Below are 17,701 nucleotides of genomic sequence, written 5' to 3'. Positions count from 1 at the left end.
GATTATTGTGTCAAAAAAGAAAAAACAAACAATGACCATTGTGATCCTTTGTGTTCTTCTGGTGGCGGCAGGAATTGGGTACTATGGAGCCGGAGTACATCAAAAAAAGAAGGCTGCCAAAGAAGCGGCACAAGAAGATAAAGAGATCACGTTATATTCGTTGAAGGCGGATGATCTGGTAAGTGTGCATGTGGTGTCCGACAAAGCGGACATGACTTATACCAAAGAAAATGGCGTATGGAAAGATGCTAAGGATAACCAATATCCGATCGATCAGGAGAAGATCAACGATATCTTAGATGATGTAGCCGAGGTCAAAGCATCGAAACTGGTAGTTACGGATCCGGAGGATATTTCACAGTATCAGCTGGATAAACCTTCCTATCAGATCGAGCTGAAAGACAGAGCCGGAACGACAAAAACGCTGACGATCGGTATGGAATCGGTTGCTGCAGAAGGATATTATGCATATTGTGGGAATAAAAATAAAATATATGCAATACCATCTAATATAACTGATAGCCTGAGTTATACGAAACAGGAGATGATGGAGTTGCCGGAGCAGCCGGATATCAATGCTTCTTATGTAACTGCGTTTAAGGTTACGCCATCTAAGGGAGAGACTTTCGAGGCAGTTTACAACAAGAATCGTGCGCAGTATAAGGATTACGAAGGCTGGGATATTACACCGGTATATGGTAAGACGATGCCGGGAAGTGTCAGTGCACTTCAGAATCAGTTTAGCGGTTTGGCAAACCTTTCTTGCACAGATGGTGTGACTTATAAAGCGACATCTTCTGACAAGAAAAAATATGGATTGGATAAACCATCATATGTTGTTGATGTGTCCTACTATACTGTAGAGGGTGACTCGACCGATCAAAACAGCACGACGGATGAAAGCAAGCAGAAAAAGATCGATCATGTTTATCAGTTTTCGGTTGGCAAAAAAGACAAAAGCGGCGATAATTATTACGTGAGTATTCATGGAGAAAAAGGTATTTATCGTATGTCTGCTGAGACAATTGATGGAATTGTCGCAGTGACACCAATGAATATGTTGTGTAATACGCCGCATAAAACAAATGTGGATACATTGCAGGAGATCACGTTGACCCAAAATGGAAAGACGCATAAGATCGTAATGACCAAAAAAGAGGTGAAAAATGCGATCTCTGAGGACAATAGCAAAGTATATGATTACTATGTTAAATTAGATGGCAAATCGGTAGATCAGGAAACATTCCGAACAACCTATCAAACCGTCTTTGGAAATCTTGTTTATCGCCGTCCGATTTCCGATAAACAAAAAGTTACCGGGAATAAGTCGGTGGGAACGATCACGCTCAAAACAGATGATCGTACACTGAAACTGGAATTTCTGCCGTACGATGGTGTGAATTTTTATCGGATCAAAGTGGATGGACAATGTCATTTCCTCGTTGATAAAAATGTGGCAGACAAAGTTTTTGAAAAATTGTTAGCTTCAAAGTAATGATCCAAAGCAGCAGATTGCAGCAAAGAAAATTGCAGCATGGGAAGGAAATGGTTATTGCAGTGAAAAAATCATCGAAAAAAGTGATCTTGGCTGTTGTTATTGTGTTAGGAATATTGGTGCTGGATGCTTGGCGTTCCGGTAAGATCAAGTGGTATACGTTAGATGAGCAGGAGATGTCACAGACGGCATCTGACACCAAATCAGTGAAAATAACAAAACAAACTTCTTCCCGGCAGAAAAAACAAAAGAAGGTACGTGTACTGCTGTCCACAACAGGTTTTACGTCACTCTATCACGATAAGGTGTGCGTAAGCGGGACGAAAGGGCTGCAGGTACGTAAAGGAAACCACAAGGTAACCTATTCCGCAAAGGAACAGGTTACCTTTTTGGTGAAAGAAGATGGAAAAGATTCAAGGGATAAGATCACGATCCAGCCAAAAGATGGAGGTAAGATCACAGTGCATTCGATCAAACGACAGAATAGGACACCATCCTATCGTGGAGAGATCACACTGCTGCCGAAAAAAAACGGTTTTCTGGTCAGAAACAGTCTGCCGTTAGAACAATATTTGTATGCGGTGGTGCCAAGTGAATTATCAACTTCGAATGGAATGGAAGCGTTACGTGCACAGGCGGTTTGCGCCAGAACGTATGCCAGCAATCAGATCGCGGCACACCGCTACAAAAAATATCATGCAGATCTAGAGGATAGTACAGCGTGTCAGGTATACAACAATATTCCGGAAGATAAACAATCGAAAAAAGCGGTGGACACGACGAAAGACCAAGTGCTTACCAGTGGTGGAAAGCGTATACAGACATACTATTATTCTACTTCGTGGGGGAAGAGCGCGAGTGGAAAAGAAGTGTGGGAAACTGATCGGGAAGTAGATTATTTACAAAGCTGTATGCAGCAGGATGGTGGAAAGAATAAAACATTGCGGTTGTCTGAGGAAAAACAGTTTCGAGAATTTATTGCGAAAAAAACGGATGCAGCATACGACAAAGATTCAAAATGGTACCGTTGGTGGATACGGATCAATGCAAAACAATTGAGCGCATCGATCGACAATGCATTACAGCAATGCTATGCGACGGATCCGAATAAGATACTTATGCAGAGGCAGGACGGCACCTACCATAGCGCAGCATTATCGTCTGTTGGAACGGTTCGCGGGATCCGCGTAGAAAAGAGAGGGGAAAGTGGAATCGTCACAAAGCTGGTCGTGATCGGTTCAAAATCAGTCGTCTTAGTATGTAGTCAATATAATATTCGCAAGGTGCTTGCAGCCGGACAGCAGATCACTGCACATTTGACAAAAGGAACGGCAAAGCTGTCGCTGCTTCCAAGCGCAGCGTTTTATATAGACACGATAAAAGAAAAGAGTGAAACGATATTTGAATTGCACGGTGGCGGGTTTGGTCACGGGACCGGGATGAGCCAGACCGGTGCAGCGGTAATGGCGCAAAAAGGAAAAAATTACAGGCAGATCCTATCTTTTTATTTTGATGGGTGTGAACTGTCAGCCAAGTGATTCAAAATGCCGCCTAAAAACAGCAAATACATACATGCGTAAAGCCATACCATCAACAGTGCGATCGTGGTCATTGTGCCATAAAAATAACTGTAGTTGGAAAAATGATCTACATAGTAAGAGTAGATATAGGAAAAAATGATCCATCCTGCGGTTGTAAAAAGAGCGCCGGGTATCTGCTTTAGAAGAGACGTTTTGTGATTGGGAACAAAGTAGTACAGGATCACAAAAAATAAAAACACCACGACAAAACCAACAATGGGGCGAATGCTGATGATCGTGAGAAATTTTGATCGCAGCAGAGGAAAAATATGGCAGAGGTGGTAATATAATGTGTTGCCAAATACTAATATTGTTAAGACGGCGACAAAAAGAATGGCAAATAAAAAAGTATAAAAGAAAGCAAGCAGTCTCACCAACAGAAAGGGACGGCTTTCTTTGATCTCATACACATCGTTGATGCCGCGGATCAACACTAAAAAAGATTTGGAACCAAGCCATACAGCTGTGATTGCGGAAAGTGGAAGTAATGTATTGGTATTTGGGTTATAAATCTGGCCGATCAGACTGGAAATGGTTTCGCCAAAGGAAAGCGGAAATAACATTTGAATGATATTTGCAAGATTACTTTCCGTGATCGGAGTGAAGCGAAGCAGAGAAAGCAAAAACATGGTAAACGGGAAAAAGGAGAGCATCATAAAAAATGCGGCAGCTCCTGCGTGAGAGGAAATGCTGGCGTTTCGTGATTTATCAGCAACTCGCTGATAACGGGAATATCCCGGAAGTGCTTTTAATCTGTTTTGGATCATAGGAATCCTCCATTTTCACAATTTTAAGGTGTTTACAGAGTGGTAAATAGTATTATCTCAAACTTCACACATTCGGAGTTTGAGATATTGATCGATACCATCTTATAGTATAATATGCGAGAGTTGTTTTGACTAGTTCTAAAACATCGCTATAGCAGGCAAGAAAAAATTGTGTTACACTGTAGCACAGCATAAAATAAAGGAGGAAATGCACTATGCATACATTTCAAAAAAAAGACAAGACAGTATTAACAATGAATCCGTTTGATAAGATCGGCAAGCAATGGATGCTGATCACATCCGGAGATGAGGATAAGGCCAATACAATGACAGCCTCATGGGGTGGTGTTGGCGTACTGTGGGGAAGTGATGTGGTTTATATTTTTGTTCGTCAGTCACGTTATACCAAAGAATTCATTGACAAAACAGGACACTTTTCTATCAGCTTTTTGGGAGAAGAATACCGCAAGGCATTACAGCATTTGGGAACGGTATCCGGCAGAGATGGGGATAAGATCAGCGAAGCCGGTGTTTCTGTTGCTTATGAGAATGGGATACCATATATTGATGAAGCGGAACTGGTGCTTACCTGTACAGCACTTTCTGCAACAGATATTACTATGGATCAGATGTTGGATGCAGAAATTGAGCCAAAATGGTATGCGGATGGCGATCTTCATACGATGTATGTTGGGAAGATTGAAGAGATATTAGTCCGTTAAGATCGAACGTGATAATTTATATACAGAATGCCATATATTTGCCTTGTATATATAGTATTTAATAATTACCGGAAGTAAAAACAATAAGCCGCCTTACCGATCATGATCCGGTTGTCATTTGCAGAAGTTTAGGGCTTAAAATTACTGGTCAGGAATGGCTCTGAATTGTTGACAAATGAAAAGTCGCGTGCTAGTATTGTTTCTGGTGGCAGGTCCATGATCTGCCGGCAAATTTTATCTTTTATTTTAATGTGAGGAGGACACGTTATGAGATTCACAAAAGTAACAAAGAGAGTATTATCGCTCTCCATGGCAGCAGCAGTAGCAGCAACAACAGTAGCAGTACCGGTTGTATCACAGAAGGCAGATGCAGCAAGCAAGTATTCCGCATATCTTTGCTTCGCATCAAAGAGTTACAATGGTGTTGCAGCTAACCATAATGATGCAAACCGTGCTAAGGGCGTATTTAATGGTGCAAAGGGCAATAAGAAGATTGCCGGTATCAAGGTTAAGAATGCTACATTCAAGAAAGGTAAATTCAAATTTACTGTATCTGTATCCGGTAAGAAATTAAAGAAGTTTGCTAAGGATAAGGGCTGGAATTCAATCTATGTTGATACATCTCTTGCAGGAGCTAAGAAGAAAAAACTTTCTGTTTCTAAGGTTACATTGAAGATGGATGGAAAGACAGTTAAGACAATTAAGAAACCTGCACTTACTCCGGATCCGGGCAAGAAGGATAAGTTCACTCAGATCATGGTTGTAAATACTTGGAACTCTAATGCTAATAAGAAATGTGCAGCAACAAGCATCAAGAAAATGCCTAAGAAGAGCATGACAGTTACTGTAACAGGTAAGCTTAAATAATTCTTATCATTAGGAAATATGAGGCGGTCGATTGATGATCTATCATGGTACGTCTGTAAATGAATGTATGAGAGAACCGGTACCTATTCGTACCGGTTCTTTTCTAAGCAATGAGAAAATATGGGGGACATATGGAAGACTACGGAAAGTTTTTGGAGATGGTCAATGAGATCAAAAATATTGCAGTAACACAGGGTGGGAAATTAACCAAAGAAGAAATTTTGAGTTATTTGGGAGATATGCAGCTTTCCGAGGAACAGTTGCAGGCATTGTACCAGTATCTTGGAGCACATGCTATAGAAATTGAGAATTATGAATATAAGCCGGATAAGGACATGCTTCGCGCTATGACAGAGAATGAGCCTGTAGAACAGCAGGAGGAAGTAATTTCCGGAGAAGATAAAGAAGATCGTTCCGAGAGAAATCGCAGACTCTACCGTGAGGAATTGGATGCTTGGAATGATCACAATGATACAGTTACAGAAGCGGAGATTGTTCGCTTTTTGCAGGGAGAACGTGCGTTACGTGACCGCATTATCGAGAGCAGACTGCACCGGGTGACGGAGATGACGAAAGAGTACCGCAAAAGAGAGGCACCGGTGGAAGAATTGATCGCAGAGGGCAATCTCGGATTGTTAGAAGGAATGCTTGTGATCGAGGAGAATACAGAACGCTATCTGTTGGGAAATGGCAAAGCAGATCTTGCTGCATTTTGGGGGACGTTAGAGTTAGAGGCAAAGTTGGCAATGGAGCGCTATATTGATGAAGAATTGCATAATAAAGATCAGGAAAGTGCGATGCTTGCCAAGACAAATCTTCTGCATGAGGCAACCAAATATCTTGCCGAGGAAAATGGTAAGATCCCGACGGTGCAGGAATTATCCTCATATACGCATATTTTGGAAGAGGAGATACTTCAGATCATGGGATTGTCGGAAGACACTAAGAGAGTGGCTGCGATGCCGGAACCACAGCCGGAACAAATGGATGCAGAGAGTGGTGACGCGATCATTAATAATGATATCGGCCGGATTCTTCGTGGCAGAGGAAGAAATCAGTGAAAGAAATTGTAAAACCGTTAATGCAGTGGTATGCAAAACATGCAAGAACACTGCCATGGCGAAGTGACCCAACACCCTATCATGTATGGTTGTCAGAGATTATGCTGCAGCAGACGAGAGTGGAGGCTGTGATAGGGTATTATGATCGATTCCTTGAGGAATTGCCGGATGTGCAGAGCCTTGCTGCCGTCTCGGAAGAACGTTTGCTTAAATTGTGGGAAGGACTAGGCTACTATAATCGAGCCAGAAATCTCCAAAAAGCTGCGGTGCAGATATGTGAACAGTATCAGGGAAAGTTTCCGGAAAGTTATGAGGAATGGCTTGCGTTGCCGGGAATTGGTGCATATACAGCAGGAGCTGTCACATCGATAGCTTTCGGTAAAAAGGAGGCAGCGGTGGATGGCAATGTGTACCGCATCTACACCAGATTGTATGCAGATGATACAGAGATCAGCAAAACAGCATTTCAACGGAATGTACGGGAAACCATCAAAGAGGCATTGCCGGAGGGGGCAGGACGATTCAATCAGGCGTTAATGGATCTCGGTGCTTTGATCTGTATTCCGAATGGGGAGCCGCATTGTTCTATGTGTCCGGTAGCGGAGTTTTGCAAGGCGAGAAAGCAGGGGACGATGCAATGTTATCCGGTGAAGAAGACCAAGAAAGAACGTAAACTCGAACAACGCACGATTTTTGTGATTGAGTATCAGGGGAAATATATGATCCGTAAACGGCCGGAGAAAGGGCTTCTTGCAGGAATGTGGGAATTACCCGGACAGGAACAGCACATGTCCTTAGAAGAGATTCGGGATTGGACATCAGAGTGGGATCTGAGCGGCGACATTCAACTGTTAGGCAGGGCAAAGCATATTTTTAGTCATGTAGAATGGCACATGCTGGGGTATGGGATCCATTTGCGGGAGATCCCGGATCAGCTTCAAGCGGAGGGGATTTTTTGCGATGTGCAGACGTTGCGGGAACAGTACAGTATCCCAACGGCATTTGCCTATTATCTGCAGTCTCTTTGACATAATAAGCAATATGTGGATTGATAAGCAATTTTCGATATGGGAAGTTTTAGTAAAGTGTTTTCTCAGGAGAAATATGTGCCCCTGTACGCAAATCTGTACACTACAAGAGTAGTGCTTAGAAAAAAGAGAAGTTCCACAATATTTAGTGATTTCTGGGAAATAATCACAATATATTGTGGACTTTTTTGCGCTCTGGTGCTATAATACACAGTGTTGCGCTTACAAAATAACGGTGTCATTTGTGCGGGATAAGCGTTTGCTGACCCGAAATTATAATAGTGGCTTAGAAAATGAAAAAATGGAGGAGAAGGATGAAGGTTACAAAACGAGATGGGCGAGTTGTGGACTATGATAGAAATAAGATCATAGTTGCGATCCAAAAGGCAAATGCAGAGGTTGACCGATACGAACAGGTATCTGAGGAAAAAATTGATGCAATCGTTGCCGGAATTGAAAATAAGCATGTGGATAATCTGCAGGTGGAAGATATTCAGGACATGATCGAGCAGAAGCTTATGAGTGAACATAAATATGCACTTGCCAAGAAGTATATTATTTATCGTTATACACGTGAAATGGTCCGTCGTGCGAATACGACAGATGATTCTATTATGAGTCTGATCCAAAACAGCAACAAAGATGTTATGGAAGAGAACTCTAACAAAAACGCTTATATTGCCTCAACCCAGCGTGATCTGATCGCAGGAGAGGTGTCGAAGGATCTGACCAAGAGAGTGCTGCTTCCGGAGAAGATCGTGAAAGCTCATGAAGATGGTGTATTGCATTTTCATGATATGGACTATTATCTGCAAAGCATTTTTAACTGTTGCCTGATCAATATTGGTGATATGTTTGAACATGGAACGGTGATGAATGGCAAGCTGATCGAGAGTCCGAAGAGCTTTCAGGTGGCTTGTACGGTCATGACGCAGATCATTTCTGCTGTTGCGAGCAGCCAATATGGCGGACAATCTGTCGATGTGCGTCATTTGGGTAAATATTTGCGTATGACGCGTGAAAAGTATGAGAGACATTACGAGGAAAAATATGGAGATAAAGTGCCTGCAGAGGTGCGTAAGGCGTTTGCAGATGATCGAATTGCAGATGAGTTAAGATCCGGTGTGCAGACGATACAATATCAGATCAATACATTGATGACAACGAATGGTCAGTCGCCGTTTGTAACATTGTTTTTGAATTTGGACAAGGATGATCCATACATTGAAGAAAATGCGATGATCATTGAGGAAATCCTGAATCAGCGTATCGAGGGAATCAAAAATGAGAAAGGTGTCTATGTGACACCGGCATTTCCAAAGCTGATCTATGTATTGGATGAGCATAACTGCCTGCGAGGCGGCAAATATGATTATTTGACACGCTTGGCAGTGAAATGTTCTGCAAAGCGTATGTACCCGGATTATATTTCAGCAAAAAAAATGCGTGAAAATTATGAGGGCAATGTTTTTTCCTGCATGGGCTGCCGCAGCTTTTTAACACCTTGGAAAGATGAGAATGGAAATTATAAATTTGAGGGAAGATTTAATCAGGGTGTTGTCAGCTTGAATCTTCCACAGATTGGTATTTTAGCGGAGGGTGATGAAGAAAAATTCTGGTCACTCTTAGAGGAACGTTTGGCACTTTGCTTTGAGGCACTGATGTGTCGTCACCATGCACTGGAGGGGACTTTGTCAAATGTAAGTCCGATCCACTGGCAGTATGGTGCAATCGCAAGATTAAAGCCGGGTGAGACAATCGATAAACTGCTTCATAATGGCTATTCTACGATTTCATTGGGATATATTGGTTTATATGAAGTGACAAAACTTATGACAGGTGTCAGCCACACAGATCCGAAAGGAACGGATTTCGCATTGCGTCTGATGAAACGTTTGCGTTTGGCTTGCGATACTTGGAAGTTAGAAACCGGTATCGGTTTTGGACTGTATGGAACACCGGCAGAAAGTTTGTGTTATCGTTTTGCTGAGATTGATAAGAAACGTTTTGGTGTGATCGCGGATGTTACAGATAAGGGTTATTATACCAACTCTTATCATGTGGATGTGCGCGAGAAAATTGATGCCTTTGAGAAGTTTACTTTTGAAAGTCAATTCCAAAATATTTCTTCCGGTGGTGCGATCTCTTATGTGGAGATTCCAAATATGCGGCATAATCTGGAGGCATTGGAAGATGTGGTTCGCTTTATCTATGATAACATTCAGTATGCGGAGTTCAATACGAAGTCGGATTACTGTCATGTGTGTGGATTTGATGGTGAGATCATCATTAACGATGATCTGGAGTGGGAATGCCCTCAGTGTCACAATAAGGACCGCAACCGTATGAATGTCACAAGAAGAACCTGTGGGTATTTAGGTGAGAACTTTTGGAATGTTGGTAAGACGAAAGAGATCAACGCCCGTGTGCTTCATTTATAAAAGCAACGGTCAGAAATGTATATTGGTGATCGCAATATAGATAAGTGTTGATCGTCAGAAATATATATGAAAGACACAGCGACATTCTATAACAGTAGAAAGGTATAGAATCATGAATTATGCAGACATTAAGCATTGTGATGTGGCGAATGGACCGGGAGTCCGTGTCTCACTGTTTGTGAGCGGATGTACACATCATTGCAAAGAATGTTTTAATCCGGAGACATGGGATTTTGATTATGGAAAACCTTTTACCGATGAAACGATAAAGCAGATCTTAAAATATTTGGCTCCGGAGTATATTAAGGGGTTGACGCTTTTGGGCGGCGAGCCGATGGAAAAGAGCAATCAGGAGGGATTACTTCCGTTAGTGCGTGCAGTACGACAGACGTATCCGGACAAAACAATATGGTGTTTTACCGGATATGACTTTGAAAAAGATATTTTAGGATATATGATGGAGGAGTGGGAGACGACCAAAGAACTGATATCCTATTTTGATGTGATGGTCGATGGTGAATTTCAGATCGAGCATAAGGATCTGGGACTTGCCTTTAAGGGATCATCTAACCAGCGTACTATTATGGTACAAGAATCACTACAAAAGGGAAGATTGTGCATATGGCAGCCGCAATAAATGATATCGGAATCATAAAAGGGATGTGCCTGCCGGCAAACGACATCGCAAATGATACAAAATGCTCAAAAATAATCGAAAAAGACGAAAAATACCAGTAAAATTTGAGAATATATAAAAATATCCTTGAAATTTATAGGTAAATTGAGTACAATAGGGGTTGGAATGCGGGTAACCGTGTTTCAGGTAACCTATGGTAGCTTGCCATGTGGACAAGTGTATGTGCAATGTTGCACGTTACAGACACACATGACAAAATATAATAAAATTTTAGGAGGAATTTTAACATGGCAGTTAAAGTTGCAATCAATGGTTTTGGACGTATCGGACGTCTTGCATTCAGACAGATGTTTGGTGCAGAAGGTTATGAAGTAGTAGCAATCAACGATTTGACAAGCCCTAAGATGCTTGCTCATCTGTTGAAGTATGATTCTTCTCAGGGTAAATATGAGAAGGCTGATACTGTATCCGCTGGTGAGGATTCTATCACAGTTGATGGTAAAGAGATTAAGATTTATGCTGAGGCTGATGCTACAAATTGCCCATGGGGTGATCTTGGCGTTGACGTAGTACTTGAGTGTACAGGTTTCTACACATCTAAAGAGAAAGCTTCTGCTCATATCAAGGCAGGTGCTCGTAAGGTTGTTATCTCTGCACCAGCAGGAAATGATCTTCCTACAATCGTATATAATGTAAACCATGATACATTAAAGGCAGAGGATACTGTAATTTCTGCAGCATCTTGTACAACAAACTGTCTTGCACCTATGGCTGATGCATTAAATAAATATGCTGCAATCCAGTCTGGTATCATGTGCACAATCCATGCATACACAGGTGATCAGATGACACTTGATGGTCCTCAGAGAAAGGGTGACCTCAGAAGATCTCGTGCAGCTGCAGTTAATATTGTTCCTAACAGCACTGGTGCTGCAAAGGCTATTGGTCTTGTAATCCCAGAGTTGAACGGTAAGCTCATTGGTTCTGCACAGCGTGTACCAACCCCTACAGGTTCTACAACAATCCTTACAGCAGTTGTTAAGGGTTCTGATGTAACAGTTGAGGGTATCAACGCAGCAATGAAGGCAGCTCAGACTGAGTCTTTCGGTTATAACGAGGATGAGATCGTATCTTCCGATATCGTTGGAATGAGATATGGTTCTTTATTCGATGCTACTCAGACAATGGTTAGCAAAGTTGCTGATGATTTATACGAGGTACAGGTTGTATCTTGGTATGACAATGAGAATTCTTACACATCTCAGATGGTAAGAACAATCAAATACTTCTCAGAGTTAGCATAATTACTCAAAGTAGTAAGAGATTGTTATTACATTGTCTGCAATGGACAATGTACGGATATGATCCATATACGGGTCCGGTCTTTTGGGACCGGATCCGTTTTTTTCTTTTAGAAAACGAACGTTTCTATAAAGAAAGATCGCCCCATAAGGATGCGTATTATAGAAAACAGATGATAGTTGCGTGCACGAATCATCGTCTGTTAAGAAATGGTCTGTGCACAGAAATGAGGTTAATATGTTAAATAAAAAATCCGTTGATGATATCAATGTAAAAGGCAAAAAAGTATTAGTTCGCTGCGATTTTAACGTACCATTGGATGCTGACTTAAATATCACAGATGAGAACCGTCTTGTTGCAGCACTTCCTACCATCAAAAAACTGATCGCTGATGGCGGAAAGGTAATCCTTTGCTCCCACCTTGGTAAGCCAAAGGGAGAGCCAAAGCCAGAGCTTTCTTTGGCACCGGTTGCTAAGAGATTGACAGAGCTTCTTGGACAGGAAGTTAAATTTGCAGCAGATGCTAACGTTGTTGGTGAGAATGCAAAGGCTGCAGTAGCTGCTATGAACGATGGTGATGTTATCCTTCTTGAGAATACTCGTTATCGTGCAGAAGAGACCAAGAACGGAGAGGCTTTCTCTAAGGAACTCGCTTCTCTTGCTGATGTATTTGTTAACGATGCATTCGGTACAGCTCATAGAGCACACTGCTCTAACGTAGGTGTTACAGAGTTCGTAAAGGGTGACTGCGTAGTAGGTTACCTGATGCAGAAAGAGATTGATTTCCTTGGAAATGCAGTTAACAATCCGGAGAGACCATTCGTAGCAATCCTTGGTGGTGCTAAGGTTTCTTCTAAGATCTCTGTTATTGAGAACCTGTTAGATAAGGTTGACACACTGATCATCGGCGGTGGTATGGCATATACATTCATGGCTGCTCACGGTGAGGAAGTTGGTAAATCTCTTCTTGAGGAAGACTATGAAGAGTATGCATTGAAGATGGAGAAGAAGGCAGAGGAGAAAGGTGTTAAGCTTTTGATCCCTGTTGATACAGTAGTAGCTGATGATTTCTCTAACGATGCAAACTTCAAGGTAGTAGGTCGTGGCGAGATCCCAGCTGACATGGAGGGTCTTGATGTAGGACCTAAGACAGCAGAGCTTTTCGCAGATGCTATAAAGGGTGCTAAGACAGTTGTATGGAACGGACCTATGGGATGTTTCGAGATGCCTAACTTTGCAAAGGGCACAATCGCAGTAGCACAGGCAATGGCTGACTTAGAGGGTGCAACCACAATTATCGGTGGTGGTGACTCTGCAGCTGCATGCAACCAGTTAGGTTTCGGCGACAAGATGACACACATCTCTACAGGTGGTGGAGCATCTCTCGAGTTCTTAGAGGGTAAAGATCTTCCTGGTGTTGTTGCAGCAGACGATAAATAATAATAACTATTAGAGGGGATAGTCCTGCACTTGGTCAAAAGTGCAGGACGTCTCTTATTATTTGTTATAAGAAATGAGGGAAGTGTATGAAGAAAATTATTACCAGGGGCATTGCTGTATGCGTGGCATTGTCCATAGCATTTACAGGTGCATCTTTTGCGCCTGCAAAGGTAGAAGCAGCATCGTTAGCGTCTTCTGCTAAGGGAAGTGAGACGATGATCACGCTCGACAAGTGGTACAAGACCTCTTTGCCGCGTAGCAGTGAGTCTTTCTATTATTTTTCTTTAGCAAAGAAGACTAAAGTTCGTCTGAAGGCAGCCTATAATGCAGGATATTTTGAGATCTTAAATCAAAATTACAAGCTGGTGTATGCCGGCACATCGGATGAAAAGATGAATGGACCGCAAGACTGGACATTAACGAAAGATATTACTCTTAGTAATGGTACATACTATCTGCATTTGTATACGAAAGACCAGTATTCCGGAGATAAGATGAAGTTTATCTTATCGGATCGCACTGCGCCGGTGAAGCCTAAGGTAACGAAGGTGACAAAGCGCAAAGTCGTAAAGGGAAAGACAACGGCGGGAAGTACGGTTTATGTTAAATATCGAAAGAAGATATATTCCAAAAAGACAAATGCAAAAGGAAACTTTACGATTAAGACTAAGAAGATGAAAAAGGGAACCCGTATTACGGTATGGGCGAAGTCTAAGAATGGGATTAAGAGTAAAGTGACAAAGTATAAAGTAAAGTAAATGGGGATTTCTTTATGGATCGTAAAGATGGCACCCATAAGTAAATTGTTGTAGAAAGGAAATAGGATCATGGCAAGAAAGAGAATTATTGCAGGTAACTGGAAAATGAACAAAACTCCTAGTGAGGCAGTTGCTTTAGTAAACGAGTTAAAAGATTTAGTTAAGAACGATGCAGTAGATGTTGTATATTGCGTACCGGCAATCGACATTGTACCGGTTGTAGAGGCTGTTAAGGGCACAAACGTAGCAGTTGGTGCTGAGAATATGTATTTCGAAGAGAGCGGCGCATACACAGGCGAAATCTCTGCAGCAATGTTAGTAGATGCTGGTGTTAAGTATGTGATCATTGGACATTCTGAGCGTCGTGATTACTTCAAAGAGGACGATGTTCTTTTGAATAAGAAAGTAAAGAAGGCATTTGAAGCTGGTTTGACACCGATCCTTTGCTGTGGTGAGTCTTTAGAGCAGCGCGAGATGGGCGTAACAATGGACTGGATCCGTCTTCAGATCAAGTCTGATCTTGCCGGAATCACAGCAGATCAGGTGAAGAGCATGGTAATCGCTTATGAGCCAATCTGGGCAATCGGAACTGGTAAGACAGCTACTTCTGATCAGGCACAGGAAGTTTGCAAGGGCATCCGTGACTGCATCGCTGAGATCTATGATGAAGCTACTGCAGAGGCAGTTCGCATTCAGTATGGTGGATCTATGAATGCCGGCAACGCAGCAGAGCTGCTTGCAAAACCAGACATCGATGGTGGTTTGATCGGTGGCGCATCATTGAAAGCTGAGTTCGGTCAGGTTGTTAATGCGTAATGCGATTTTGGCACTATATTTGTAGATGCGTAATACAACTATGGAATAGCGCTATCTTTGCAAATGCATAATAAGTATGTAACCGTAATATATGGTTGAAATTTATATTAGCAATTCTTAAAAGAAGTTGCTGCATCCACGAGTAAACTCGTGGAGCAGCAACTTTTTTGTTACAACAAAAACATTGTATTCGGTAAGGTCAGCCAAAACAATCTTTGCCAATAGATAACTCAAACTTCCCACACTTCAAATTCGACACAACCACATTTTGCTTATTATGTCAATGACTATATTGTATTTTGCAGCCACTAAAAAGTGGTTTCTGCCATCCGAGAACTATAGTAATTGCCTTGCCGCATTTTGTTTTTATCGTGATTTCTAAATTTTGTTGTCTCTGATGTATGATTTACATGCCTTACGGAGAACTCGAAGTCCCGGAAGCAAGGTATTCATCATTTTTGAAAGGGACTTTGCGCTCGTCGTTACTTATGTCTCGTATTTCAGAGACATTAAGTAACGTAACGTAGCGCATTGTAGCGAAAGCGTCCCGTCCAAAAATGGATGATACCTTGCTAAACCGGGACGTCTCAAACACTCCTTTAGGCATGTATTCATCAGAGACTTAACAAAATAAGAAATCACGTAAAAAACATTGCGTTCTGCGGCAATTATCTTAGTTCTCGGATGGCAGAACAATTTAGTTTGTTGGCTGCAAAATATTCTATTTATTACCGACATAATAAGCAAAATGTGGTTGGAAATTACTTCCGGTATGGGAAGTTTGAGTAAATAATTCATATATTCGGACAGGCCGCATATATTGGAGAGTAAGAAAGGTGATAGGAGGCAGGATGAATTGGTGGAGGATAAAAAACAGGAAATCATGCGCATTTTACCGGGAGAGATTCGGCAAAAGGTACAATCTCTTTCCATTGACTGGGAGGGGCTGCAGGAAATACGTTTGCGTGTCGGTAAACCGGTTATTTTGCGGTATCGGCAAAAAGAATATTTCTTGGCACGGCGTGGCGGCATGGTTCATGAAGCGAGACAAGCGGTGTGTGTGGAACGGGAGCAATTGAAGGAATCCATGGAATATATGAGTAATTATTCTCGTTATGCATACGAACAAGAGATCAAGCAGGGCTTTTTGACAATCCGCGGTGGACATCGCGTAGGACTGGCGGGCAGGATCATACAAGATCAGCAGCACATCAAAGGGATGCAATACATATCCTGTCTGAATATCCGTCTGGCACATGAAGTGATAGGCTGTGCTGATCGTATTTTTCCGTATTTGCAGGGAGGAGATAGTATTCACAATACATTGATCCTGTCTCCGCCGTGTGGTGGTAAAACAACGTTATTGCGGGATATTATCCGTATTTTATCCTCGGGCATAACGAAAGGGGTACGAGGAGAACACTTTGAGGGAGTGACTGTTGGTGTTGTCGATGAACGTTCGGAAATTGGATCGTGTTATCATGGTGTACCACAAAATGATCTTGGTTGTAGGACGGATATTTTGGATGGATGCCCCAAAGTAGAGGGAATGATATTGCTGGTTAGGTCGATGGCTCCACAGGTTATTGCCGTGGACGAAATTGGCTCGATGGAAGATGTGGATGCGATGGAATATGCCGCTAATAGCGGAGTGAAGCTGCTGGCAACGGTACATGGAGCGAGTATGGACGAGATAAAGCGTAAACCGGGAATTGAGCGTTTGATCAAACACCGGTTCTTTGAGCGCTATGTATTGTTAGGGGATGGCATCGGTAATGTGAAAGCGATTTTCGATGACAGAGGTTCTACGATAATGTGACCACAGGGAGGAGAAGCGGAAGAGATGTTAAAGTGGATCGGTTGTATATTAGTTATGACAGGATGTGTCGGCGGAGGAATGATGATGGCTGTGGGGCTTAAAAGACGAATACGTATATTAGAGGAATTGGAGGTGTTATTGCAGCGGTTATACGGGGAAATGGAGTATGCCGGTAATGATATGATTGATATCTTAAAAATCTTACAGGTAGAAAGTATTTATTTTTCGGAATTATGGCAGCGTATCATAGAACGGTTAGAGCGCGGGGATTCTGTGCGGTTATGGGAAGTGTGGAGAGAAGAAACTAAGCGTAAAACCGGTCTTTCACCTATCTGTTTTTTGGGACAGGAAGAACAATATATTTTGCAGGAGGTGGGACGTGCATTAGGGCAGACAGATCGTAAAACGCAGCTGCATATGTTAAAGCTGCACGAACAAAGATTACATAAAGTTGTGAATAAGATTCGCAGTGAATCTCAGACACAGGCACGTGTGTATCGTGTTGTGGGGGTGACGGCAGGATGTTTTCTGGTAATCTTGTTAGTATAGCAAAAGTGGAAAGGCAGGAGTCTTATGACAATCAATTTGATTTTTAAGATAGCTGCAGTGGGGATCTTAGTGTCTGTTTTGGGACAGGTGCTGAAACATTCCGGCCGTGAGGAGCAGGCTTTTTTGGTAAGTCTTGCCGGACTGATCTTAGTATTACTGTGGGTTGTACCTTATATTCAGGAGTTGTTTCAGACGATAGAACAGTTATTTATCGTCTAAAGGAAACCTTGCGGATAGGAAGAGCGAGGAAGGGGGGCAGGGTGGAAGAGTGCTGAAGATCGGTCATGTAGATCAAGCTTTGCAGGTGGGAAAAGAGCTGTGGGATGATCGCGTAGATCAAGCCTTGCAGGTGAGAAAAGAGCTGAGTGATGATCGCGTAGATCAAGCTTTGCAGATGGGGAAAGGAATGTAGGAGTACT

At 42.2% G+C, this 17,701-nt stretch carries 17 protein-coding genes; 16 read left to right on the top strand and 1 reads right to left on the bottom strand.

Annotated elements, in window-relative coordinates:
- Positions 1-7: 7 nt before the first annotated feature.
- The gene (locus DXB73_RS00760) at positions 8-1,495 is read left to right on the top strand and encodes a DUF4340 domain-containing protein (RefSeq protein WP_147354442.1); all 1,488 of its coding nucleotides are present in this window, start codon (positions 8-10) and stop codon (positions 1,493-1,495) included.
- A 50-nt stretch (positions 1,496-1,545) separates the two neighbouring features.
- Entirely contained in the window at positions 1,546-3,033 is a 1,488-nt protein-coding gene (locus DXB73_RS00755; protein WP_182448159.1) for a SpoIID/LytB domain-containing protein, read from the top strand.
- Here DXB73_RS00755 and DXB73_RS00750 read toward each other — a convergent pair.
- Positions 3,000-3,842: a YihY/virulence factor BrkB family protein gene (locus DXB73_RS00750; protein WP_118689811.1), complete on the bottom strand. Its 843-nt coding sequence runs from the start codon at positions 3,840-3,842 to the stop codon at positions 3,000-3,002. The two genes, DXB73_RS00755 and DXB73_RS00750, sit on opposite strands and share 34 nt — an antisense overlap.
- A gap of 215 nt (positions 3,843-4,057) precedes the next feature.
- Here DXB73_RS00750 and DXB73_RS00745 point away from each other — a divergent pair, with 215 nt between their 5' ends.
- From DXB73_RS00745 to DXB73_RS14425, 14 genes are all read left to right on the top strand, one after another.
- Positions 4,058-4,564 carry a flavin reductase family protein gene (locus DXB73_RS00745; protein WP_022024544.1) on the top strand — a complete coding sequence of 169 codons (507 nt, stop codon included), beginning with the start codon at positions 4,058-4,060 and terminating at the stop codon, positions 4,562-4,564.
- 267 nt (positions 4,565-4,831) lie between these two features.
- Complete coding sequence (locus DXB73_RS00740) at positions 4,832-5,431, top strand: hypothetical protein (RefSeq protein ID WP_118689810.1); 600 nt, start codon at positions 4,832-4,834, stop codon at positions 5,429-5,431.
- Positions 5,432-5,562: 131 nt separating this feature from the next.
- Complete coding sequence (locus tag DXB73_RS00735; RefSeq protein WP_182448158.1) at positions 5,563-6,492, top strand: RNA polymerase sigma factor region1.1 domain-containing protein; 930 nt, start codon at positions 5,563-5,565, stop codon at positions 6,490-6,492.
- Positions 6,489-7,520, top strand: coding sequence for an A/G-specific adenine glycosylase (gene mutY / locus DXB73_RS00730; RefSeq protein WP_243103957.1), 1,032 nt, complete (start codon positions 6,489-6,491; stop codon positions 7,518-7,520). The genes DXB73_RS00735 and mutY overlap by 4 nt, the downstream gene beginning before the upstream one ends.
- Before the next feature lie 314 nt (positions 7,521-7,834).
- Entirely contained in the window at positions 7,835-9,961 is a 2,127-nt protein-coding gene (gene nrdD / locus DXB73_RS00725; protein ID WP_118689808.1) for an anaerobic ribonucleoside-triphosphate reductase, read from the top strand.
- A gap of 112 nt (positions 9,962-10,073) precedes the next feature.
- Positions 10,074-10,598: an anaerobic ribonucleoside-triphosphate reductase activating protein gene (gene nrdG / locus DXB73_RS00720; protein ID WP_118689807.1), complete on the top strand. Its 525-nt coding sequence runs from the start codon at positions 10,074-10,076 to the stop codon at positions 10,596-10,598.
- A 287-nt stretch (positions 10,599-10,885) separates the two neighbouring features.
- Positions 10,886-11,902: a type I glyceraldehyde-3-phosphate dehydrogenase gene (gene gap, locus DXB73_RS00715; RefSeq protein ID WP_118689806.1), complete on the top strand. Its 1,017-nt coding sequence runs from the start codon at positions 10,886-10,888 to the stop codon at positions 11,900-11,902.
- 235 nt (positions 11,903-12,137) lie between these two features.
- Positions 12,138-13,340, top strand: coding sequence for a phosphoglycerate kinase (locus DXB73_RS00710; protein WP_118689805.1), 1,203 nt, complete (start codon positions 12,138-12,140; stop codon positions 13,338-13,340).
- Positions 13,341-13,426: 86 nt separating this feature from the next.
- Positions 13,427-14,098 carry an Ig-like domain-containing protein gene (locus DXB73_RS00705; protein ID WP_118689804.1) on the top strand — a complete coding sequence of 224 codons (672 nt, stop codon included), beginning with the start codon at positions 13,427-13,429 and terminating at the stop codon, positions 14,096-14,098.
- A gap of 69 nt (positions 14,099-14,167) precedes the next feature.
- Entirely contained in the window at positions 14,168-14,914 is a 747-nt protein-coding gene (gene tpiA, locus DXB73_RS00700) for a triose-phosphate isomerase (RefSeq protein WP_118507919.1), read from the top strand.
- 859 nt (positions 14,915-15,773) lie between these two features.
- Positions 15,774-16,733 (top strand): stage III sporulation protein AA, encoded by a 960-nt coding sequence (gene spoIIIAA, locus DXB73_RS00695; RefSeq protein WP_347559505.1) that lies wholly within the window; start codon positions 15,774-15,776, stop codon positions 16,731-16,733.
- A gap of 24 nt (positions 16,734-16,757) precedes the next feature.
- Complete coding sequence (locus DXB73_RS00690; protein ID WP_118689803.1) at positions 16,758-17,282, top strand: stage III sporulation protein AB; 525 nt, start codon at positions 16,758-16,760, stop codon at positions 17,280-17,282.
- Between the two features lie 24 nt (positions 17,283-17,306).
- Positions 17,307-17,501, top strand: coding sequence for a stage III sporulation protein AC (gene spoIIIAC, locus DXB73_RS00685; RefSeq protein WP_022024382.1), 195 nt, complete (start codon positions 17,307-17,309; stop codon positions 17,499-17,501).
- Positions 17,502-17,550: 49 nt separating this feature from the next.
- Entirely contained in the window at positions 17,551-17,694 is a 144-nt protein-coding gene (locus tag DXB73_RS14425; RefSeq protein ID WP_182448157.1) for a hypothetical protein, read from the top strand.
- Positions 17,695-17,701 lie beyond the last annotated feature (7 nt).

It is taken from the genome of Clostridium sp. OM05-6BH (genome assembly GCF_003481635.1).
GTDB lineage: Bacteria > Bacillota > Clostridia > Lachnospirales > Lachnospiraceae > Butyribacter.
This window is presented reverse-complemented; position numbering and strand designations above follow the sequence as displayed.